This is a genomic window from Bacteroides sp. 1_1_14, from assembly GCF_000162515.1.
Lineage (GTDB): Bacteria > Bacteroidota > Bacteroidia > Bacteroidales > Bacteroidaceae > Bacteroides > Bacteroides thetaiotaomicron.
Genome location: NZ_GG774709.1, coordinates 147,397 through 171,660 on the forward strand (window position 1 = coordinate 147,397; position 24,264 = coordinate 171,660).

Below are 24,264 nucleotides of genomic sequence, written 5' to 3' on the forward strand. Positions count from 1 at the left end.
GCAAATATAAGCAATTTGTTTATAAAGTCAATACGGATTCTACTTCTACGTCATCTCCGAATACGGATTTGCCATTCAGGTCTTTCAATTCGATAATGAAGTTTACATATACCTTTTTAGGCTTCAGTTTTTTCACCAGTTCGCAGGCTGCTTTCATAGTTCCTCCCGTTGCCAGTAGGTCGTCGTGTAGTAAAACGACGTCGTTTTCATCGAGTGCGTCCTTATGAATCTGCACAGTGTCCGTGCCATATTCTTTGTCGTAGCTTTCTTCGATTACCTCTGCGGGAAGTTTGCCCGGTTTGCGGATAGGAATAAAACCTGCGTTCAGTCGGGTAGCCAGGATAGGCCCCATGATGAATCCTCTGGATTCTATACCTACTACTTTGGTGATACCTTTATCCTTGTACATTTCGAACATGATGTTCGATAATTCTTGCAAGCACCAAGGGTCTTTAAACAGGGTGGTGACATCGTAGAAAAGGATTCCGGGGATCGGAAAATCAGGAATTTCCCGGATGCTTTTAATTAGCGTTTCTTTGCTCATAATCATTGGTTTATCTCGTTTCTTTAAATGATTTGTTTCACGTGAAACGTTGCCGCTTATCGGCCGGAAAGTACCAGCAATACGTTGATGTCGCTTGGTGATACTCCCGGAATCCGGCTCGCTTGAGCAATCGTTTCCGGATCAATCTTCACTAGCTTCTGACGAGCTTCCGTAGATAGCGACTGGATGGAAGCATAATCAAATTTGCCTTTGATCTTGATGCTTTCCAGGCGTGCCAGCTTTTCTGCTATCATTCGCTCTCTGTCAATATAGCCTTGATACTTGATCAGTATTTCTGCCGCTTCTAGAATCTCTTCTTTACGGTCGGAGTCTGCAGCGGTTGCTTTTTCTAATTCTCTTTGGAAGGCGGGGACATGTTCCGCGATATTCTCAATCGTGATTTGCGGACGATTGAGAATTTCGATCAGCTTACAGCCTTGACGAAGGGGAGTTGTTCCCAACTTTTCGAGGGCATCATTAATTAATGCCGGTTTCATCGAATAGTTCTTTGCGAAATTTACTATCTGCTCTAATGCCTCCTTCTTGGTCTTCATTAATTGGTAGCGATCCTCCCTTGCCAGTCCGAGGTGATATGCTCTTTCGGTCAGTCTCATGTCGGCGTCGTCCATGCGGAGAAGAATACGGTATTCGGCACGTGAAGTAAACATACGGTATGGTTCGTCTACTCCTTTGGTCACCAGGTCGTCTATCAATACACCGATATATGCTTCGTCGCGAGCCAGTGTGAAGGCTTCACCACCGTGACAGTTGATGTGTGCGTTGATTCCGGCGATCAGTCCTTGTCCTCCCGCTTCTTCGTAACCGGTTGTTCCGTTCACTTGCCCGGCAAAGAACAGGTTTTTGATAATCTTCGATTCCAGCGAATGTTTTAATTGGGTGGGGTCGAAGTAATCGTACTCAATCGCATATCCGGGACGATAGATGACGATATCCTTGAATGCCGGTACTTTTTTCAGTGCGGCGATCTGAATATCCATCGGAAGAGAAGAAGAAAATCCGTTCAGGTATAATTCCTGTGTTGTTTCACCTTCGGGTTCGAGGAACAGTTGGTGCTGCTCTTTGTCGGGGAAGGTGACAATCTTGGTTTCGATGCTGGGGCAATAGCGCGGACCGATACTTTGAATCTGTCCGTTGAACAGGGGAGAATCCGGCAGCCCTTCGCGCAGAATCCGGTGCACTTCTTCGTTGGTATAGCAGGTCCAGCATTGCAGTTGCTTCAAATGGCGCGTACTGGTATTCATGAATGAGAACTTGTGGAAGTCGCATTCTCCGTCTTGTGTATCCATCAGATCGAAGTGGATGCTGCGTGCGTCGATTCGTACCGGTGTGCCGGTCTTCATCCTTCCGTAGGCAATGCCATGTCGGGCGATGGATTCTGTCAGCTGGTAAGATGCGGGTTCTGCCATTCTTCCGCCGGGCAATTGGTGGCGGCCTACGTGCATGAGTCCGTTCAAGAATGTTCCTGCGGTCAGTACGATACATTTCGCTTTGAATGTGACACCCCAAAGAGTGACGAGTCCGACTACTTCACCGTTTTCAACGAGCAATTCACAGACGGTATCCTGCCAGATATGAAGGTTGGGAGTATTTTCCAGTTTCTCACGCCATGACCAGATAAACTTGGCACGGTCGCATTGAGCGCGGGGACTCCACATGGCGGGACCTTTCGAGCGGTTCAGGATTCGGAACTGGATAGCAGTTTCATCCGTCACCAATCCCATCTGTCCGCCCAGTGCGTCTATTTCGCGTACTATTTGTCCTTTGGCGATTCCTCCTACTGCCGGATTGCAACTCATCTGTCCGATCTTGTTCATGTCCATTGTGATCAGACAAGTTTTGGAACCTAAATTCGCAGCGGCGGCTGCCGCTTCACAACCAGCATGTCCGGCACCAATTACAATTACATCGTACTTAAAATCCATTCTACCTTATTTATTATCAAACGCTGCAAAGTTACGGAAAAGTTGCGAGAGTTGTATCTTCTGCCGGTTTTTGCTTCCGAAATTTCGAGGAGGAGGCGGGGCGGGCGCAAAAAAACGCCGTAATTTTGGATTGGAAATATGCAAGATGTAACGTTTCTGGCTTCTTTTCTTTTGTGTCAAGGCTTCGATTCCTTTCAAAAAGAGATGTAAATGCTCTTTTTCGACATTCTAGGCTTACTTTTTGTCACTTGAAAAAGTGCGCGGCCGTGTGATGAAATAGAAGACGAACGGAGCGTTTGGACAGAATTTGTATCAAATCAACATTCGGATGTATGTTTTATACCCAACCTCCACTCTTTCTCTTGACATAAATCAAAAAAATAAGGTAAAACATGTTTTTTAGCATAAGAATTCTTGTTGTTTTCCAAAACACCTCTACCTTTGCAGTGTAGTTGTGAAACTACTAAGATTTTTAGGTATTAGAAAAAGGTAATAACAAAAGAGTAGTATTAGTTTATAAAATTAAGGTATTAGATTTTAAGATTAGTTTTTAGGAAAAAGATTGTTTTGATTAGGTATTAGAAAAAAGTAGTTTTCAGGTAACAGGTAAATTGAGATGCAGAAAAAAGAATCCCATTTATGGGGGATTCTTTAGGTGGGGCGGAGTTATTCGCTCTTTTTTTATTTTATGCCCCTTTATTCTATTTTTTTATATGAGGGGTGAACTTACATACTGAAAAAACAGATATATTTGTAAGTCATATCTATTATAACCAGTTTTTGCAGTAATTTGAAGAGAGTCTTTTATTGTTTGATTAATCTTGTTGCCGTATGAGCGATAAAGATGATTTGATAGTAGCAGGTGTCAACCAGAAAGATAAGGGAATCTGGAGGGACTTTTATAATCGCTATTATGCGGCCTTGTGCTCATATGTCGAGAAAATCCTGTTCCTCACCGATGCCGTAGAAGATCTGGTTCAGGAGGTGTTTATATCCGTGTGGGAAGGTAAGCGTACTTTTTCCGACTCCCGTGAGCTGACTAATTATCTTTATCGTGCCTGCTATAATAATGCACTGTTGTATATCCGCAACCATCAGATTCATGATTCTATATTGAATGGTTTGCCTCAGGAAGAAGATTTTGAAGACGAGGAAATGCTGTATGCTTTGACTGTGAAAGAAGAAGCTATCCGACAACTTTATTTCTATATCGAGGAGCTTCCTGCCGAACAACGCCGTATCATCCTGCTGAGAATTGAAGGACATTCGTGGGACGAAATCGCATCCCGGCTGGGAGTTAGCATCAATACGGTTAAAACTCAGAAAAGCCGTAGCTATAAATTCTTACGCGAGAAGCTGGCAAATTCCAGTTATTCTGTACTTCTTACTCTTATCTTTTATTAAAAACCGGGCTGTGCATCCTTGCTTTTGTAGGGGTGAAGTGACTGTGATGTGGCTTATTTAAGTGGATGAGCCGGTATGTTTAACAGGTAAACAAAGCTTGGTTAGCATTTTTAGTAAGCTATATGTGTTCGTTCCATGTCTGTAAACCATTCGGATTACGTACGTGAGTCCATGGGATCATGTCCGCAGAGCGATGGGACCATGTATGTGAAATGAAGTCTTGTCGGTGTCTTATTACATTGGTCCGGCATTGGGAATAGATTAATAAAGCAGGCATTTATGGTTAAATCAAGGGCCTTTTTATGAAGTACAGCGCGTCATTCTTTTAGTAGAAAGTGACGATAAAATTTGAAATATTTTTGTTATCACTCTGTCGTCACTGCTTCTCGTCACTTTTATCGCATTGTATATCAATGAGCTAAGTCCGAAAGTGACGGATGATGATGAAATATGAGTTTCAAACTCCTTGATAAAAGCTAAAAAATACATCATTTTAATAGCGGTAACGGAAAAAAACAAATATTTTTTAAGATGCCTAATTGTCATTTATTGATGGCTGAATTTTGATTCCGAAAAGGGAATGATTTGTTAAATACGTCATTTTTGTTGCTGAATAATGTCATAATGATAGTTTTTCGTTCTTTTCTGTTTTCGTACGGAGAGTATCTCATAAAAAATAATCATCTTTTTGTCACCCATTTATGGATGTTATGTATAATTATAGTAAAGCAAAGATAAAATCCTCATTAGAAATAGATAAAATTATGAAAAAGTTAGAAAACACATATCAAGATGCCTCTTTGATAAAAAAGGCTCTTTTGGGAGATGCAAGCGACAAAGAGCAGCAGGTGTTGGAACAACGTTTATCTATGCATCCGGAACTGAAAGCCGTGTATGAGAAATTGCAGGATAGTGAGGAATTAAAAGATGCTTTTAATAAGTATAAAGAATATTCATCGGAAAAGGCTTACGAGCATTTCCTTCAACAAATTCAACAAAAAGAGAATTCGTCCGGTGGAAAGATCCACCGTATCCGGACATGGTGGTATGCTGCCGCAGCGATGGTAGTACTGGGAGTAGGAATTTCTTTTTATGCAGTGAATCATTATCAGGCAGTGGAGGAGTCCCAGGCACGTATCGCGCAAATCAAGCCGGGTAGCAAACAGGCAGTGCTGACTTTGCCCGATGGAAGCACTATTGATGTACAAAAGAAAGATATAAATGTAATAGTAGACGGTGTCCAGGTGAAATACAATAAAGGGGTGCTGTCATATCGACCGACCGTCACAACACAACAACACGAAGAAGAAAACGTCGATGAAAGTCCGGTGAAGTCAAATGAACTGGTTATACCACGGGGAGGAGAGAATACTGTCCTTCTTGCTGATGGAACCACTGTTCATTTGAATGCCGGTTCTAAATTGCTTTATCCGGTCCGTTTTGTCGGAAAGCGCAGAATTGTGACACTGGAAGGTGAAGCCTATTTTGATGTGAGAAAGGATGAGGAACATCCGTTTGTGGTCCGGACTCGTTTCGGAGAAGTAACGGTACTTGGTACGGCATTTAATATTAATGCTTATAATGATGCGGATGCATGCTATACCACTCTTGTATATGGGAAAGTAAATTTCTCGACACCCGATCAGAATACTATTACGCTGGCGCCGGGTGAACAGGCAGTCGCCTCTTCCCGTGGCATTGAAAAGCGGGCGGTGGATGTTAATGAATATATCGGCTGGGCACAAGGTGTATATGTTTTCAACAACAAACGGCTGGGCGATATCATGAAAACCTTCGAGCGCTGGTATGATGTTCATGTCTATTATGAGAAGGAGTCTCTGCGCGACCTGACTTATAGTGGTGACTTGCAGCGATATGGCACGATCAATACTTTCCTGAATGCATTAGAACTAACCGGCGATATCTACTATAGAATAAACGGAAGAAATATATTGATATATGAGAATGAGTAATATTGAGTTTTGATTTAAAAATTATGAAAAAAAGAAGAGTCTTTATGCTATGTCTTTTTGCATTGAGTATGGTTCTCAGTGCATGGGCACTTCCACCTGATGAGAAGAAAGTGACACTTGATTTGAAGGATGTGCCGATGGAAACATTTTTAAACACGGTAAAACAGAAAGCTGGAATCAACATGCTTTATAACTCTCAGATGTTTAAAGGAGTTGAACCGGTGACTGTAAAAGCTACCAACGAGCCTTGGAAGGAATTGCTGGACCGCGTTCTTTCACCTAAAGGTTTCACTTATGCTACCAAAGATGGTATTGTGGTCATCAAGAAGAAAGATCAGAAGACACGTACGTTGGAAGGTAAAGTGGTGGATGAACAGGGTGGCGAACTGCCGGGTGTGACGGTGCTGATACTGGGAAAAGAAAGAAATATCGGAACAATGACTGATGCCGACGGTGCTTTTTCTTTAGGACTTCCTGAAGGAGATGTAACAATTCGTCTTTCCTTTGTAGGCATGCAAACTTTGGAAATACATACTGGCAAGCTCAATCTTGATAAAGTGCATACCTTTAAGTTGAAACCCGATTCAAAGCAATTGGAAGAGGTGGTGGTAACCGGTTATGCAAAGATCAGCAAAAATAGCTTTACGGGTACTTCTGTGACGGTTTCGGCAGACCAGTTGATGTCGGTTTCCAAAACAAATGTTTTGGGAGCTTTGCAGGTATTCGACCCATCATTTCGTATTGCGGAAAATAATTTAGCCGGCTCGAATCCTAATAATGTTCCTGAGTTGTATATCCGTGGTCGTTCTGGTATCGGAACTACGGAGTTGGATGCAGAAAGCCTTTCTAAAACATCATTGAAAAACAATCCCAATCTTCCAACTTTTATCATGGATGGTTTTGAGATCAGTGTGCAGAAGTTGTATGATATGGATCCAAGTCGTATCGAAAGTATTACTATTTTGAAAGATGCTGCTGCTACGGCTATGTATGGTTCACGTGCCGCAAACGGTGTGGTGGTAATTACGACAGTTACTCCGAAAGCGGGAAAAATTAATGTGGATTATAATTTTACCGGTACGTTGGAGTTTCCCGATTTGACGGGCTATAATCTGATGAATGCTCGCGAGAAGTTGGCGACGGAAGTTGCAGCAGGACTATTTCAGGCAGATCCTGAAAGTAATGATATTGCTGAAGCACAAAGTTCACTGGATAAAATTTACAATGCTAAATTGAATAACGTGGCTCGCGGGGTAGATACTTATTGGCTTTCCAAGCCGCTTCGGACAGTATTCAATCAGAAACACAGTTTGTATCTGGATGGTGGTACAGAGAATTTACGTTGGGGAGCAGACCTTTCTTATACCTCGGGTGAAGGTGTGATGAAAGGTTCTTTTCGTGACCGTATGGCTGGTGGATTGTCTTTGTCTTATCGGCTTGGCTCTTTTCAAGTGCGAAATTACTTCTCTTATACCTATACCAACTCCGAAGAGTCTCCTTACGGAAGTTTTTCCAGCTATACTAAAAAGCAACCATATGACGAATATTTGGATGAAAACGGACAATATCTGAAAGATACATATCCTTGGACCGGTAGTTCATCAGGATATGAAAATCCCTTGTATGAAGCTACATTGCAAAGTTACGATCGCAGCAAGTCTTGGGAATTGATTAATAATACGGAACTTTTGTGGAATATCAATCCTTACCTGCTTCTGAAAGGACAGTTTAGTGTGACGAAGTCTAATTCTGATTCGCGTACGTTTATCGATCCTCGTTCCCGTTCGGAGAGAAATGCAGATAATAGGCTGAGTAATTCCAATGTAATATCTGGATGGTTAGACATTGCAACAGCGAATAGTCTGAGCTGGGACGCTACGGCCACTTTGTCTTACAATCGTAACATAAAAAAGAACAGTTTAAATTTCTTGGTGGGTATCAATGCCACTTCAAGCACTGGAGATGGTATGGGACTTACTTATAAAGGTTTCCCTTCCGGAGAACTTTCCTCACCGGGCTTTGCGAATGAACTTTCCGGCTTGCCCTCTAATTCGGATAGCAAGAGTCGTCTGTTTGGTGCATTGGGAACGTTCAACTATTCGTATGACAATATCTATCTTGTCGATGCTTCCGTTCGTTTCGACGGCAGTTCTGAGTTTGGTTCCGATCAGCGTTTCGCTCCTTTTTTCTCCGGTGGTGTAGGGTTGAACCTGCACAACTATGAGTACATGAAGCAGTTTGAATGGATGAATCGTTTTAAAATCCGTGGAACGTATGGTATGACAGGAAAGGTAAACTTCTCTCCGTATGACTCGCAGACCATATATAGTATTGTTACCGACAATTGGTTTAAGACTGGTTTGGGTGCCAATCTGATGGCTTTAGGTAACAGAGGGCTGGGATGGGAAAAAACCCATAATATGGACTTTGGTGTAGATTTGGATCTCTTCAATGGTCTGATTCAGATGGACTTCTCATACTATCATAAAAAGACAGTAGACTTGGTGAATAGTGTGACATTGCCCAGTTCTACTGGTTTTACCTCCTATAAAGACAACATCGGTGAAGTAGTAAATAAGGGTTTTGAGGTCCAGTTGAGAAGCACTCTGCTAAATACAAAAGAGTGGTATGTGGCTGTTTTCGCTAATCTTGCCCATAACGAGAATGAGATTACGAAGATTTCCGATAGCATGAAAGAGTATAACAGACGTGTGATGGATAAATACGCCAATTATGATACCGGTTATAACAAGGGTGATGCGGCATACGCTGACACCTATCTTCAATACGTAGAGGGCGGTTCGTTGACTTCTATATTTGCCGTGAAGTCTTTAGGAATCAATCCTGCCAATGGTAGAGAAGTTTTTGTGCGTCCCGACGGTACCATCACGTACGACTGGAATGCTGCCGATCAGGTTGTGGTTGGAAACCAAGAGCCCAAAATACAAGGTACGTTCGGTTTTAACCTCCGTTGGAAACAGTTTTCTCTCTTTTCTACTTTCTTGTATGAGTGTGGCGGACAGCGTTATAATTCTACCTTGGTAGATAAAGTAGAAAACGCGCGTATCGCGGATGGGAACGTAGACCGTCGGGTATTGACCGGGCGTTGGCAGAAACCGGGCGATCTTGCTCCTTACGGACGTTTTACAAAGGGAATAGTATCTGTAACTCGTCCTACCAGCCGTTTTGTGCAGGACTATAATATGCTGAGTTTTAATTCTCTGACATTAGGTTACGATTTTGATATGGCATGGATGAAAAAAGCGCATATCGGTATGCTGCGTGCAGAATTGTCCGGTAATGACCTGTTCCATCTTTCTACCGTACGTATCGAACGTGGTCTGGACTACCCGTATGCACGCTCTTTCTCAGCTTCGTTAAAGGTAAGTTTCTAATCAATAATGCTTAAAAGAAAAAATGAAGAAATTATATACAATATCACTGTTGGTACTTTGCATAGTGACTACGGGGTGTAGTGACTGGCTGAATGTGGCGCCGAGTAATCAGGTGAATGAGGAGAATCTGTTTAGCACAGGCAATGGTTATCGGAATGCACTGAACGGAGTATACTTGGATTTGGGTACTTCAACCCTCTATGGACAGAATTTGTCTTGGGGATTTATGGATTTAATCGCACAGTATTATTCACCAGTAGAATTGAACAAGGAAAGGGTCTATTACCAGGCTCTCAATTATAAGTTTGAACATACGGATGTGAAGTCTATTATTTCATCTATTTGGTCTAGATCGTATAATAATATTGCCAATTGCAACAATCTGATTAATCAGGTATCGAATGCAAGTCCGTCGCTTTTTGAACAGGGAGAGTTGGAGAAGAATATGATTCACGGTGAGGCGCTTGCCCTGCGTGCTTTCATCCATTTCGAAATCCTTCGAATGTTCGCCCCTGCTATGATGAAAGACGACCATAAGGCATATATGCCTTATGTAGATGTCTATCCTACTTTTGTGCCTGCATATGAAACGAATGAGGAGATTTTGAAAAAAGTGGTTGCAGACTTGAAAGAGGCGAAACGTATGTTGGCGCAGTGTGACATAACAGAAGAGCATAGAGAATGGATGGCAATAAACCCTCGTATGTTGGGTATTGATCTTTCTGCCGGAGACATTGCCGAAGAAGATGTTTTCTTCGCCTTTCGAGGATACCGTATGAATTATTATGCGATTACAGCTATTTTAGCTCGCGTATACTTCTGGAATGGTGAGTATGAATTAGCGTACAATGAAGCAAAAGAGGTACTGGATGCTACTTATGACGATGATGGCCAAAAGTGTTTTTCTTTTATGGAATATTTGGAATTGGGAAATAACATGAAAGATTATAATAGCATCATCATGTGCTTCTTTAATAAAACGCTGCAAGAGGATTATGAACCGTTTATTACGAAGAGTAGTAAAGATGTATTCTATTTGGTTGATTTTGAAAAGGGAGAAAAAGAGTTAGACCAACGACTGTTGGAAGATATGATAGGTTCTGAAAGATCAAATAAATATTCGCGCAAATATGACATTCCGCTTGGTACATATGGTTCAGATATGATTCCGGGAATACGTTTGAGCGAGATGTATTATATTATGGGAGAATATTTTGCCCGCACTAATAATTTTATCAAAGCGGGAGAAATGTTGGATGAGGTTCGTTTCAACAGAGGTATTATAACTACAAATTTGAAAAATACCATTACTACTTTGGACGGTTATCATACGGAGATGCTTAAAGATATGCGTAAGGAGTTTGTGGGCGAAGGACAGCTTTTCTTTCAGTACAAACGTCTGGATAAGAAACCGGCTAAAAATGCAATATTTGTATTTGAGAAGCCTGATAATGAAGATGTTTAATAAGTAAGCGATGTAAAATCATGATAAGAAAATATATACTGTTAGCATTGTTGCCTCTTTGTCTGTGGGCATGTTCGGAAGATGAGATAAAGCCGTATCATGGAGAGCAATATCTGTATTTCAATCATTTAAAAGATGGTGAAGAAGAGGAAATTAGTGTCTCGTTCAACAACTATCCCACAAGTGACGAGGTTGTGGTGAAAATAGGATTGGCACTTATCGGTAAGCCTTTTGAGAAAGATGCTCCCTATAAATTGGTGGTGGTGAACGAAGAAGTGAAAGAAGGCGAGACACCAAATGCTTTGCCCGAGAATTATCGGTTGCCTGAATCGCCTCTGTTTAAGGCAGGAATGCCTAAAGATACCTTAGAAGTGGTATTGGTAAAGACAGACAATCTGAAAGAGGATGTAAAACTGTGTCTGCGATTGGAAAGTAATGAGAACTTTGCGGGTTCGATGCCGGGTTTTGATCAGATAACGATTGTTTTTAATAATGTAATAAGCAAACCAATGTGGTGGAATAGTGAAGTAACCAAATTATTCTTAGGTACATATTCCCGGAAAAAATACGTAGAATTTGTGACATTCTCCGGAATATCGAACTTTGGTGCGCTTAGTACGGCGGAAAAACGCCAGGCATCGCTTGAGTTTAAATACTACGTAGCAGAAAACAATATAATGGATAAAGATGATAAAACAGGTCAGGAGTTCCCGATGGAAATTCCCGTTGATTAATTAGATATAGAATTATGAAGATACATACATTATTTGCAGCAATATTTCTTCTTTTCATAGTGACAGCTTGTTATGAAGATAAGGGAAACTATGAATATAGGGAGATGAATGATATTGAGATTACTGTAGAAATGGAAGATAAACACCCGTCTTACGCTTTAGGTGATGTCGTTACATGTACTCCGAAATTAACATTCGCTTTGGGGCAGGAAAGTACCAATCTTGATTATGAATGGTCTTTTGCAGGCAAGAAGATTTCGCATACGCGTAATTTGGAATGGGTGGCCGATACAGTCGTAAACGATAAAGCTTTGCAATTGGCAGTATTAGACAAAAATACGGGAGTAACCTACTTTGGCCATATTTATATTACCGTTTCTTCTAAATATGCAGCCGATGGCTGGGTAGTTCTTTCCGAAAAAGACGGTAACAGTACATTGGCTTTTATACGTCACGTAAGTGGTTTTAATACTCCCTCGGCAGCAGTTCGGGATGTTTACCAAATGATCAATGGACACCCGATGGGAACCGGTCCGATGTCTGTATATCCCCATTGGACAAGTTCGTGGGGAGGTGAAGAAGAAGCTAGCTGGCTATGGGTTGCACAGAAAGGAGGACAAGGCGCATTGGACGTTTCGGGAAGTACTTACCAACAGAAAGCAACTTTGTCTCAGATTTTTTTGAAGCAAACGTATCCAGAGGGATTTGTTCCGGCGGCCGTGATGGATTTGCAGATACTTTCATTGGCTATTGGTGAAGACGGAACAATTTATACACGTGTTAAGGAAACGAATAAACTGTTTAATACCGGTCGTTTTATCGATCGTCCGCTCACATCGGATGCCAAAGGAGAAGTGAAAGTGGATGGTAGTATGATTGCTTATACTCGTTTTGACTATCAGGCAGGATTGTTGTGTTATGATAAGAACTCTGCCCAATATTTGCATATTGGTGATTATGTTGATTATGATTCGGGAGAAACTCGTGTAGGAAAAGCACTTCCTTTAAAAGTGGATGAAGGAGATTATAAAGAAGGGGATGCTAAGCTGAATGATATGAGAAATCATAAAGTACATTTTGTAGGAGCGTCTTCCAAAGGAACAGACTTCACTATGTCTTATATGGCTGTTATTGAAAATCAAACAACGGGTAAGTTTTATCTTCAGAAGTTTACTGTAGAAGCCTATGATGGAAAAATGAGTGCAGTCCCAACCAAGTTTGAGTCTCAGGAAGAAATGGTAGGCCTTGGAAACGTGATCAATGGAAGTGCCAAGAATAGTTTTGCTCTTTGTAACTATCAGGAGCAGGCTCCATATATGTTTATCAGTAAAGATAATATGTTGTATCTTTATTATATGTCTAACAGTACATTATACCCGTGTGCACAATTCGAGTCAAATATCACCTCTATGAACGTGAATATTTATTACAATAGATGCCTCATGGTTGGATTAGAAAATGGAGATGTTGTTATTCTGAAGGGAATACGTAGTGCTGATGGAGAACCCAATTTAGATAGATATGTCATCAACGGAGGAAATACTATTCAAGTAACTGATGCGGAAAATGACTTCGTTCTTTTCCATGAGAAAGACTTCGGACGGGTGGTGCAGGTTTTCTATAGATGGAACATGAGTTGGAACGAATATTTCTATTAATTATTAAAATAATAAGACGTTGAAAAAACTGTATTTACTTCTCTTAGTCGCACTCTGTGGGGCTGTTATCAGCCCTGCTGTGGCTAAGAAGAAAAACAAGAAGAAAGCTTCTACCGAAGCGACTACAAAGAAAGAGAAGAAGGAAACCAAGTACGACAAACTGTTTAAAGACAAGAAAGTCACCACGGCTAAAGGTTTCATTACTCTTCACAAGTTGGACAATAAAATTTACTTTGAATTGCCGATTAAGGTGATGAATCGGGATATTCTACTTGGTTCTACCATCGTGGAAACGACCGATAACCAGTTCGGCTGTGTAGGAGAGAAGTCAGGTGATCCTTTTCTGATTCGTTTTGTGCAACGCGACTCAACTATTACATTGCGTCGTGTACAGGCAGGGCAGTTCTCTGAAGATCGTGAAATCAAGAAGCGCTTGGTAAGCAGTACCATGCCGGCAATCGCTGAAACATTCGAGATCAAAGCATATAATAACGATAGCACGGCAGTGGTATTCGATATGACAGACTATCTGCTGAGCGATAAAAAAAACCTTTCTCCATTCTCTCCATATTCAATGATGGAGATGATGGGAGCCGATATTAGTAAGGATTTTGAGAAGGAAAGCTCATTTATTCAGGGAGTCAAAGGCTTTGAGGATAATGTGAGTATACGTTCTTTACTGACCTACAAAATCAGCGTGGGTATGAAGGGAAATTATGCAGTGAAGAAAATGCCGTTTACTGCGGTTATGAACCGTAGCTTCATTCTGTTGCCTGAACAACCGATGCGTCCCCGTTATGCTGATCCACGTATTGGTATTTTTGAACACTCTGTAGTAGAATTTGCTTCCGAAGGTCGTGGGTTGCGTACTCGTCACATTGCTCACAGATGGAATCTGGAGCCATCGGATTCAGCAGCCTATCTCCGTGGCGAACTGGTAGAGCCGAAGAAACCTATTGTTTTCTACATTGATGATACTTTTCCGTTGAGTTGGAATAAATATATCCATAAAGGAGTTGAAGTATGGCAGAAAGCATTTGAGAAGATCGGTTTTAAGAATGCCATCATTGCAAAAGATTTCCCGAAAGATGATCCGAACTTCGATCCGGAGAATATCAAATATTCCTGTATACGTTATGCTCCGTCTACGGTGGCCAATGCGATGGGACCTTCTTGGATAGATCCGCGTTCCGGAGAAATCATTAATGCATCTGTTACGGTATTCCACAATATTGTGCAGTTGGTTCAGTACTGGCGCTTCTTGCAGACTGCCCCTGCTGATGAGGAAGTACGTGATGTTGTTTTGCGTGAAGACTTGCTGGGAGATTGTATCGCTTATGTGCTCTCGCATGAGGTAGGACATACATTGTCATTGATGCACAATATGGCAGGTTCTTCTTCTATCCCTGTGGAATCTTTGCGCGATCCGAAGTTTACTCAGGAGTTTGGTACGACCTACTCTATTATGGACTATGCCCGTAACAATTATATTGCTCAACCGGGTGATAAAGAGAGAGGCGTGCGTTTGACTCCTCCGGAACTGGGAGCGTATGATTACTATGCTATTGCCTGGCTGTACACCCCGATTTTTGAGGCTAAAACGGCAGAGGAAGAAATTTCTATTTTGGATAAATGGATCAGTGAGAAGTCTGGAGATGTTAAATATCGCTATGGTAAACAACAATTCAGACGTCGTTTTGACCCAAGTTCAGTAGAGGAAGACTTGGGAGATGACCCGGTGAAAGCTTCTGAATATGGACGTCGCAACTTGCAATATCTGTTAAAGCATATCAATGATTGGGTAGCGGATAAGGATAAGGATTTTGAGTTCCGCACGGCTGTTTATGACGAAATTGTATATGCTTACGTACGTTATTTGACTTTCGTTTTGGGAGATATCGGTGGTATTTATCTGAATGAACGCTATGACGGTGATCAGCGCCCAAGCTTTAAAACTGTATCGAAGCAACAACAAAAAAAGGCTTTGAATTTCTTATTGAATGAACTGAAGGACCTTTCGTGGCTGGATGCACGCGAAACACTGAAAGAATTCCCTATCCGTACTTCTGTGGCCATGCAGATGGAAGATGCAATTATTGATGGTATCTTGTCTCGTTGTGGTGCGGTGGCTATCTGTTCGGGTAAGGCGACATCAGCTCCTTATACTCAGAAAGAATATCTTGCCGATATAGAACGTTTTGTATGGGCTCCTACCCGCGCCGGAAGAACCTTGACAGAAACAGAAATGCGTTTGCAGATGAATTATCTGACGAAGCTGATTGAAGGTTCGGTTGCAGGGGTTGCAAAGAATGCTACCCGTAAAGGTATCGCAGATATGTATGCTCACATTGAAGTGCCCGAATGGCTGAAAGCTGCTTCGCGCGAACGTTTCGGAATCATCTCGGAGGAATTTATGGGATGTTTTAATAACAAGCCTCGTGAGATGCAGGCTGCCCGTTTGGAGGAAATCAGTGGATTTGATGATGATGTAGATCTGAAAGCACCGATCGAACCGATGGAACATATATACTACGGTGAGTTGAAGAAGGTTCGTAGTCTGGTTGCAGCGAGTGCTTCTACCGGTTCGGCTGATACACAACGCCACTACCGCTTATTGTTGTACAAAATTGACCAGGCATTAAAATGATAGGAAGTATGAGAAATAGATATAGTAAGATACTTTGTTTATTGCTTCTTTTTGCATGTTGCCTGCCACAGGAAGGAAATGCTTTCTGGCCTTTTAAAAAGAAGAAAAAAGAAGATAAGAAGGAAAATCTGACACCATATCAGAAGCTGTTCAAGAATAAGAAAGTTCAGACAGCACACGGGCTGATGACTATTCATAAGGTGGAAGGGAAAGTGTATGTGGAGTTCCCGGTTGCCATGTTAGGCCGTGAGATGCTGTTTGCTTCTTCTATTGAAAATACGAGTGACGGTGGTGAAGGAGCTCCCGGACAGTTAGGGGGTACCGACGTACGTTTCCGTTTTGAGATGATCGATTCTACTCTTGTGGCACGTATGCCTTTATTGAGTAAGCCGGTAAATACCAGTGGTGATGCTTATATCGCACATGCGTTGGACAATGCGCATAATCCGGGTATTTTCAAAAGCTTTAAGGTATTGGCTTGCACTCCGGATAGTTCTGCACTTGTGGTAGATATGAAGGGATTATTTTTGGAGGGATCTGCTTTTACCAAACCTTTCCCTTCGACATCGGCTAACGGATACTATGGATTCGTGTCGCGCGATCATTCTCTGCAATCGGATAAATCTGCTATTTTGGGTGTATCGGCTTCAGAAAATCATATAAGTGTACGTGAAGAGTTGTCATATACTGTCGACCATACGCTGATGGGAGCATACAATATGTACAAAGACGTACCGTTGACAGCGGTCGTCACTAAAATGCTTTGTATTCTGCCCGAGGAGCCGATGACTCCTCGCCTGGCTGACTCACGTTTGGGATTGACTACACAATTGAAAAGTGATTATTCAGGGGCAACTCAGGAAGTGAAGAGTATACGCTATGCAAAACGTTGGCGTATCGAGCCTTCCGACTCTGCTGCCTATCGCCGTGGCGAGCTGGTTCGGCCAGTCAAACAACTGGTGTTCTATATCGACAGTCTGATGCCTGTCAAATGGAATCCGTATATCAAGGCTGGTGCGGAATCGTGGAATAAGGCATTTGAGAAGATCGGCTTTAAAGATGTTATTTGTGTGAAAGAATTCCCGAAGAATGACACATTGTTCAATGCAAACAGCTTTGACTGTATGACAATACGTTATTCGGCTTCTTGGCTGAATTCGGCACAGACAACGATACACTCAGATACACGTACCGGTGAAATATTGAACGCGTCTATTCTGATTAATGCAAATATGATCAGTGTTCAGTATGCTGACCGTATAGGGGCCACTGTTGCTATTGATCCTCGTGTGCGTACTACTGTTTTCCCGCAGGAGATACAGGGTGAGTTGATTCAGGCTGCTATTGCTCAGGCTGTAGGAACCGGATTGGGACTTACAATGAACTGGGGAGCTTCCTGTGCTTATCCGGTGGATTCGTTGCGTTCGGCAAGCTTTACTCAAAAGTATGGTCTCGCTTCTTCTGTTATGGGAGGCGTAATCATTAATGACGTAGCTACGGAGGAGGATGTTCGTAATGGAGTGTGTCTGGTTAATACAAAGCCTGGTCCATATGACGAACTGGTGATTAAATATTTATATCAACCTATCTATGCTTCTTCATTGCAGGAAGAAAAAGAGACATTGGATAGCTGGATTCGTGAACATACGGGAGATCCATATTATGCTTATATACGTAATCAGTCACGTTTTGATTCTGATCCTCGTAATAGTCGCGGAAGTCTGGGAGATGACCATTTGAAATCATTCGACTATATGCTTCCTAATGTTCGCAAAGGATTTGAAAACTATTATAGTTGGTTTGCCAAGGAAGACCGCGATTTTTTAATGCGCAGACGTGTACACTCTGCCCTTAGTGAAAGACTGAGCGGGCGTATTTATGCAATACTGAGTTATATTGGCGGTATTTACTTGAATGATATTCGCGAGAAGGATGCGATACCAAGTTACTCAATGGTAGATCGTGAGAAACAGAAAGCAGCTTTGAGTAAAGCATTGGAACTGGCAAAGAATCTGGATTGGGTGGACGATACCGCTCATTTGAATGAATTTGAAATTTCAGATAAGAAGGCTGACCGTTTACGTTTGGATATCTTTAATGGTATTTTCGGACGTCTGCCTTATGTCGAGGTTTGTACAGAACGCTTCCCGGATGCAGCATATACTGCTTCGGAATATCTGGATGATATCTATGGAATTGTTTGGGAAGGTGTCTTGAAGCATCGTCCGTTGGAGAATTTCGAGAGAGCACTACAGACAGCGTTTCTGGAAAGTATTATTTCAACATCGACAGCAACTGCGCCTATTGGTAGTTTCAAAGCCTCAAAAACAGGATTTGCGGCTACCGGCAAACCGGAGATCAATCTGGCTTCTTTGAGAAATGGCGGAAAGGTGGATATGAAGATGTATTCATTGCAAAATGCAGAAGAAGTAGCAGGCTTTTCTTCAATTCCGCCGATCTATACCAACCAGACAAAAATAGCTGCTTACTATTTTGACTTGTTGATGCGTACGAAAGACATGCTCAAGAAAGCAATTTCGACGGCTCCTGAGGCAGATCGTTCTCATTATGACCTGTTGATCTACCGCATTAATAAAGCTACGGAAATTGAATAAATCTCTATTACATAAACTCTCTCTTAATTAATTTGTCTCTATGAAAACAATATTGTAAGAGATATTTTTAAAGATTTCTTCTATGCAATATTGAGCATTTTTCACCCGGGTTTACATTGTCGAATGTAAATCCGGGTGAATCTTTTATAGGCGGATATCTTTTGGAAAGTACCATACAACTAGATTGCCCGAGAGAAAAATATCAGTCTTTCTGTATAGAACATTATTATTTAATTTGTATTTTTGGCGCAAAACTCCCGAAATGACTAACAATGAGATTTCCATAGAACAAATTAATAAGTTGGATGCGGCTGCTTTCCGACTGCTTTATAAGAATTATTATAAAGCATTGGTTTGCTATGCAATAACAATTGTCGGAGATTCAGAATCTGCAGAAGATATTGTCCAGGAGTTATTCTCCACTATTTGGGAGAAAAAGATGTTTTTCCGGTCTCTGGCTTCATTCAGGGTTTATCTGTATAACTCTGTCAGAAATGCTTCCTTGGATTATTTGAAACATAAGGATGTGGAAGGCAACTATCTTCAGAAGATGCTTGATAGTCATTCCACTACATTTAGGATGGAAGAGGAGGAAGAGGGCTTCTTTAGTGAAGAAGTCTATCGCCAGCTTCTTCAGACAATTGATGCGCTGCCGGATCGATGCAGGGAAGTTTTTTTGATGTATATGGAAGGCAAGAAGAACGAGGAGATTGCCACTGCACTCCATGTTTCTCTTGAAACTGTGAAGACTCAAAAGAAGAGAGCAATGTCCTTCCTTAGAAAAAAAATTAGGCTCCTATCATTTTCTATTATTACAAATGTTACTTCCCTAAAAAGAAGCATAACACTCAATCCGCTTTACTTGTTAACACCTGTTTGCAATGAACAAAATGTTCGTTGTTTTTCTTGATTATTGTACAAAAAGAACGGTCTTCTAAATAAATAAAGTATCTTTTGAATAAAAAAACTTCAGAATCCTGTCCCTCATTTTTTCTTCTTAGTCGTCTTTATTATAAATAACCTGAAATAATATGATAAAGCGTAAAAGAAGTATAAATTCTATTATCCATGATCAGTTGCTGGGATACGCTTCGGAAGAAGATAAAAAACAGTTGCAGTCATGGCTTGATAGTTCTCAAGAAAATAGAGAGAACTATGATCGTCTGATGCGTGAGGCTTGTTTGATTGACAGGTATAAACAGTTTGCCCAGGTAGATGAAGCACGTGCTTGGGAAAGGTTTCAGAAAAAGCATTTCTCTATTCGCTCTGCTCGTTGGATCAAAATAGGACGCTATGCTGCAATCTTCTTATTGCCGATAATCGGTTTTGCAATATGGTTTTGGACTTTGCGGCTGATGGATTCTCAGCCGGTGATTTCGGATGAAGTTCGTATTGCTATGATCCGGTCGGAGAAGATGGGTAAACAAAAGGCAACACTGATTCTGGCAAATGGACAGAAGATGGATTTAAAATCAGTGCCTGCTAAGCCTTTACAGGATTCGGTGGAACAAGTGCCTGTTGCTCAACCGTCTGTCCCTGAGACTGATGTGAACGAATCGGAAGAGGTCTCTGTTGTAGAAAATAATAAGTTGAGTACTTATGATGACAGTGAATTTTGGATGACGTTTGAAGACGGGACCAGAGTGCATCTGAATTATAATACGACATTAAAATATCCACCACATTTTGGTACTACCACTCGCACGGTCTATTTGGATGGGGAGGCCTATTTTCAGGTAGCCAAGGATAGCAAGCGTCCTTTCCGTGTCATTACGGCGAATGGAGTGGTCAAGCAGTACGGGACAACTTTCAATGTAAATACACATGTGCCTGGAATAACGAAAGTAGTGCTGGTGAAAGGTTCTGTAAGTGTGCTTCCTAATCAGGGAGGGGAATATAAAATAAAACCGGGGGAATTGGCGGTTCTTCAGGCTGATACGCAAGATGTACAAATTAGCGTAGTGGATATCGAGCCGTATATCGCATGGAACAGTGGACGTTTTGTTTTTGATAATTGTTCTTTGGAGAGTCTGATGAATGTAATATCACGTTGGTACAACAAAGATGTCGTATTCGAATCGGAAGATACCAAGAAGATACGTTTTACAGGAGATATTGATCGCTACGGCTCAATAGAGCCCATATTGAAAGCGATACAGCGGGTGACTCATCTGGAAATGGAAATACAGGGGAAGACCATAATTATAAAGAAATAAACATATTAACTACTATTAAAAAAGGAGGACGACATGCAAAAAAAGAGAGCTCGAGAACGCATTATCATGTTTCTCTGTATTATTTCCTTGTTGTTTACACCGGTGTTGGCTGCATCGCAATCTAATGCAATGAGGGTATCCTTAGATCTTAAATCTGCAACAGTTAAAGAATTTTTTGATGCTGTAAAAGTACAGACTGGCCTGAACTTTATTTATAGTACGGAGCAAGTGAAGAATATGCCTCGTATCACTATTCAGAGCAATAGTCAGCCTATCAGTGAGGTGTTGAACAAAGTGCTGGCAAATACCGGATACAGTTATGAGATAGAAGGAAATATTGTAACCATTGTATATCAGCAACCTAAAGAGAATGTCCGCACGGCTACGGGCGTTGTGGTTGATGAGGGAGGGTTGCCCTTGCCGGGAGCTTATATAAAACTCTCTAAAACGGAACATTCGACGATAACTGATAATGAAGGTAAGTTTTCTATTAATTTATTCCATCAGAAAGAGCCTGTCCTGATTGTCTCGTATTTGGGAATGATTGTACAGGAAGTAAAAGTTGCCGGTACTAAACCTATGACAATCGTGATGAAATCGGATGTAAAGTCAATCGATGAAGTTGTAGTAACAGGTTATCAGGAGATTGACAGACGGAAGTTGGCAAGCTCCATATCCTCTATAAAGGGAGCTGATCTGATTGGTGGGGAGTATCTGTCTATCGACAAAATGTTGCAGGGACGCCTGCCGGGTGTTGCTGTGATGAATATGTCATCTACTCCGGGAGCTGCTCCTAAGATTAGAATCAGGGGATCTTCCTCTATTACAGGAAATAGAGAACCGGTATGGGTAGTCGATGGAATTATTCTGGAAGAACCTGTCAATATCTCTACAGAGGAACTGAACAGTCCGGATAAGATAAATCTGATCGGAAATGCCATCGGTTCGGTCAATCCGGAAGATATTGAACGTGTGGATATTCTGAAAGATGCCAGTGCTACTGCTATCTATGGTATCAAAGCGGCCAATGGAGTTATTGTGGTCACTACCAAGCAAGGAAAAAGCCAGAAACCGAGTATCTCGTATACCACTACATTGGGGATAACAGCTCCTCCTACTTACGATAAAATGTTTCGGATGAATTCTGCCGACAGAATTGATATGTCTATCGAAATGCAGGAGAGGGGATTATCTTTCGGAAGTTACAAACCTTCGGATATTGGCTATGAAGGGGCATTGCAACATCTGTGGAATAAGGATATTACCTATCAGGAATTCTTAAACCAGGTGAAGACCCTGAAAGGATTAAATACCGACTGGTATGACTTGCTGTTCCGTACAGCATTTACACATCAGCATTCGGTATCCATTACAGGTGGAAATGACCGGAGTAATTATTATATGTCCATGGGATATGCGAATAATAACAGTGTGACGATAGGGGAAGGGTTAGAGCGCTATAACGTACTGGCTAAAATAAATACCAGAATTAACCGGAATATACATTTGGGATTAAAGGTTAGCGGTTCGCTTTCCAAAGCCGAACATCCTCATACTTCCATTGATGTGTATGAGTATGCTTATAATACTTCACGGGCTATTCCACTTCGGACAGCTTCTAATGAGTTGTATTTTTATGCGAATGAGGCTGGACGTAACGGAGTATTGTCTTACAATATCATGAACGAACTGAATCATACAGGAAACAAGAATGATAATTCCGCTATAGATGTAGCTGTCAATCTGGATTGGAAGGTTGCTTCATGGATGAGATTTTCATCTATATTAGGACTGTCCAGAAGCAACGTGACACAAGAAAACTGGGGTGATGAACAATCATATTATATTTCTTCTATGCGACAAAGTCCCTATGGGAAGATGTTGCCGAATCCCATTGAAGATTCTGAATTTGCCGAAAGATATTGTCTGCTTCCGTTTGGAGGAGAGTTGATGACGACCAATACACGTAATACTTCTTATACATGGAGAAATAGCCTGTCTTTGATGCAAAGTTTCGGAAAACATGAAGTTTCCGGAAGCATCGGACAAGAGGTCAGATCTTCAAAATATGACGGATTAAGCTCTACGCAATATGGTTATTTGCCCGAAAGAGGTAAAAAGTTTGTTGATATTGACCCGACAGTCTGGAAAAGATACGGTGCTTTGGTAAAGAGTCATCCGGATGTGGTGACCGATACAAAGAATAATGTGATTTCATTATATGCTACGGCTGCTTATGTTTATGACAGTCGCTATATTCTGAACTTCAATATACGTACTGACGGTTCTAATAAGTTCGGTCAGAGCAAGAGCGTTCGTTTTCTGCCAATATGGTCAGTGTCTACACGATGGAATGTTATCAATGAGAAGTTTATGAAGAACGTCGATTTCCTGAATGATCTGGCAATTCGTGCCTCATACGGTATACAAGGTAACGTGCATCCGGATCAGACCCCTAACTTGATTGCTAGTTTGGGGACATTGGAGTCAATGCCACAGGAGTATATTTCAACATTGTATAAGCTGCCGAATAATAAACTGAAGTGGGAAAAAACCAATTCGTATAATATTGCAATCGACTGGGCATTCTGGAATAACAGAATCTATGGATCGCTTGATGTATATTACAAAAAGGGAGTAGATCAGGTGGTTACGAAAAACGTAGCTCCTTCTACAGGTGCGTCAAGTGTCTCCATTAATGATGGTGATGTTGAGAATAAAGGTTGGGATTTGGCTGTTTCTTTTGTTCCGATTCAGACCCGGGACTGGATGTGGAGTTTATCATTCAATACAGGTAAAAACTACAATAAAGTGTTGAATGCCGGGAACTCAGCGATCACTTGGCAAGACTATATTGCAGGAACATTAGTGAGCAATGGCAATGCGATAAATAGTTTCTATTCTTATAAATTTGATAAACTGGATGATCAGGGTTTTCCTACATTTAAGGATATTAATGAGAAAGATGAAGAAGGAAATGCTGTGGTTCATTCTTTGCAGGAGATGTATGACCGTGCTTTTGTTCTTTCCGGAAAACGTGAACCCGATCTGACCGGTGGATTCTCTACTTATTTGAAATATAAGAATATTACATTTAATGCGTTGTTCTCATTCAGCTTTGGCAATAAAATGCGCTTGAATGATTTGTATGAGTCCTCCGGACAGCGGCTTCCTTATCCGGATCAGAATATGTCCAGTGAATTTGTGAATCGTTGGAGAGAGCCGGGTGATGAAGACAGAACCATTATACCGGTTTTATCGGATAAGAGTTTGCAGATCAACGATAAGGATGTGACCTATCGTATTGCGGATAATGGATGGGATATGTATAATAAGAGTGATATCCGTGTAGTTTCAGGCAGTTTCCTCAGATGCCGTTCGATGTCTATTCGCTATGATTTTAAACGTGAATGGTTGAAACCTGTCTATCTGAAAGGAGCAAGTGTCAGCTTTGATATGGGTAATGTATTTGTCATTAAAGATAAAGCGCTGAAGGGCAGAGATCCTGAACAGATTGGATTTGGCTCAAGAAGTATACCACCGCAGCGTTCTTACTCACTTCGCTTTAATATTACTCTTTAATAATGAATGATGATGAAAAAGTACAATTTATATATCATATTGCTTATCTGCACATTATCGTCGTGCAGTGACTTTTTGGAAGAAAGTT

The 24,264-nt window shown here is 41.3% G+C and carries 13 protein-coding genes; 11 read left to right on the forward strand and 2 right to left on the reverse strand.

Features of this window, described 5'->3' with window-relative positions:
* Positions 1–19 precede the first annotated feature (19 nt).
* Both HMPREF9007_RS06040 and mnmG read right to left on the reverse strand, forming a co-directional pair.
* A complete protein-coding gene (locus HMPREF9007_RS06040; protein ID WP_008762874.1) occupies positions 20–550 on the reverse strand; it encodes an adenine phosphoribosyltransferase in 531 nt (176 codons plus the stop codon).
* A gap of 50 nt (positions 551–600) precedes the next feature.
* The gene (gene mnmG, locus HMPREF9007_RS06035) at positions 601–2,487 is read right to left on the reverse strand and encodes a tRNA uridine-5-carboxymethylaminomethyl(34) synthesis enzyme MnmG (RefSeq protein ID WP_008762875.1); all 1,887 of its coding nucleotides are present in this window, start codon (positions 2,485–2,487) and stop codon (positions 601–603) included.
* An 831-nt stretch (positions 2,488–3,318) separates the two neighbouring features.
* On the opposite strand from mnmG, the gene HMPREF9007_RS06030 reads away from it, so the two are divergent.
* From HMPREF9007_RS06030 to HMPREF9007_RS05980, 11 genes are all read left to right on the forward strand, one after another.
* Entirely contained in the window at positions 3,319–3,891 is a 573-nt protein-coding gene (locus HMPREF9007_RS06030; protein ID WP_008762876.1) for an RNA polymerase sigma-70 factor, read from the forward strand.
* 764 nt (positions 3,892–4,655) lie between these two features.
* Positions 4,656–5,864, forward strand: coding sequence for a FecR domain-containing protein (locus HMPREF9007_RS06025; protein ID WP_008762877.1), 1,209 nt, complete (start codon positions 4,656–4,658; stop codon positions 5,862–5,864).
* A 44-nt stretch (positions 5,865–5,908) separates the two neighbouring features.
* Positions 5,909–9,259: a SusC/RagA family TonB-linked outer membrane protein gene (locus HMPREF9007_RS06020; protein ID WP_032850619.1), complete on the forward strand. Its 3,351-nt coding sequence runs from the start codon at positions 5,909–5,911 to the stop codon at positions 9,257–9,259.
* Positions 9,260–9,281: 22 nt separating this feature from the next.
* Positions 9,282–10,724, forward strand: coding sequence for a RagB/SusD family nutrient uptake outer membrane protein (locus HMPREF9007_RS06015; protein ID WP_008762879.1), 1,443 nt, complete (start codon positions 9,282–9,284; stop codon positions 10,722–10,724).
* A gap of 20 nt (positions 10,725–10,744) precedes the next feature.
* The gene (locus tag HMPREF9007_RS06010; RefSeq protein ID WP_008762880.1) at positions 10,745–11,458 is read left to right on the forward strand and encodes a DUF4843 domain-containing protein; all 714 of its coding nucleotides are present in this window, start codon (positions 10,745–10,747) and stop codon (positions 11,456–11,458) included.
* A gap of 14 nt (positions 11,459–11,472) precedes the next feature.
* Positions 11,473–13,116 carry a PKD-like family lipoprotein gene (locus HMPREF9007_RS06005; protein ID WP_008762881.1) on the forward strand — a complete coding sequence of 548 codons (1,644 nt, stop codon included), beginning with the start codon at positions 11,473–11,475 and terminating at the stop codon, positions 13,114–13,116.
* 19 nt (positions 13,117–13,135) lie between these two features.
* Positions 13,136–15,763 (forward strand): zinc-dependent metalloprotease, encoded by a 2,628-nt coding sequence (locus HMPREF9007_RS06000; protein WP_165000536.1) that lies wholly within the window; start codon positions 13,136–13,138, stop codon positions 15,761–15,763.
* An 8-nt stretch (positions 15,764–15,771) separates the two neighbouring features.
* Positions 15,772–18,378 (forward strand): zinc-dependent metalloprotease, encoded by a 2,607-nt coding sequence (locus HMPREF9007_RS05995; protein ID WP_032850639.1) that lies wholly within the window; start codon positions 15,772–15,774, stop codon positions 18,376–18,378.
* Between the two features lie 301 nt (positions 18,379–18,679).
* Complete coding sequence (locus HMPREF9007_RS05990) at positions 18,680–19,288, forward strand: RNA polymerase sigma-70 factor (protein WP_277754696.1); 609 nt, start codon at positions 18,680–18,682, stop codon at positions 19,286–19,288.
* Between the two features lie 121 nt (positions 19,289–19,409).
* The gene (locus tag HMPREF9007_RS05985; protein ID WP_008762885.1) at positions 19,410–20,594 is read left to right on the forward strand and encodes a FecR domain-containing protein; all 1,185 of its coding nucleotides are present in this window, start codon (positions 19,410–19,412) and stop codon (positions 20,592–20,594) included.
* Positions 20,595–20,627: 33 nt separating this feature from the next.
* The gene (locus tag HMPREF9007_RS05980; RefSeq protein ID WP_032850620.1) at positions 20,628–24,176 is read left to right on the forward strand and encodes a TonB-dependent receptor; all 3,549 of its coding nucleotides are present in this window, start codon (positions 20,628–20,630) and stop codon (positions 24,174–24,176) included.
* Positions 24,177–24,264 lie beyond the last annotated feature (88 nt).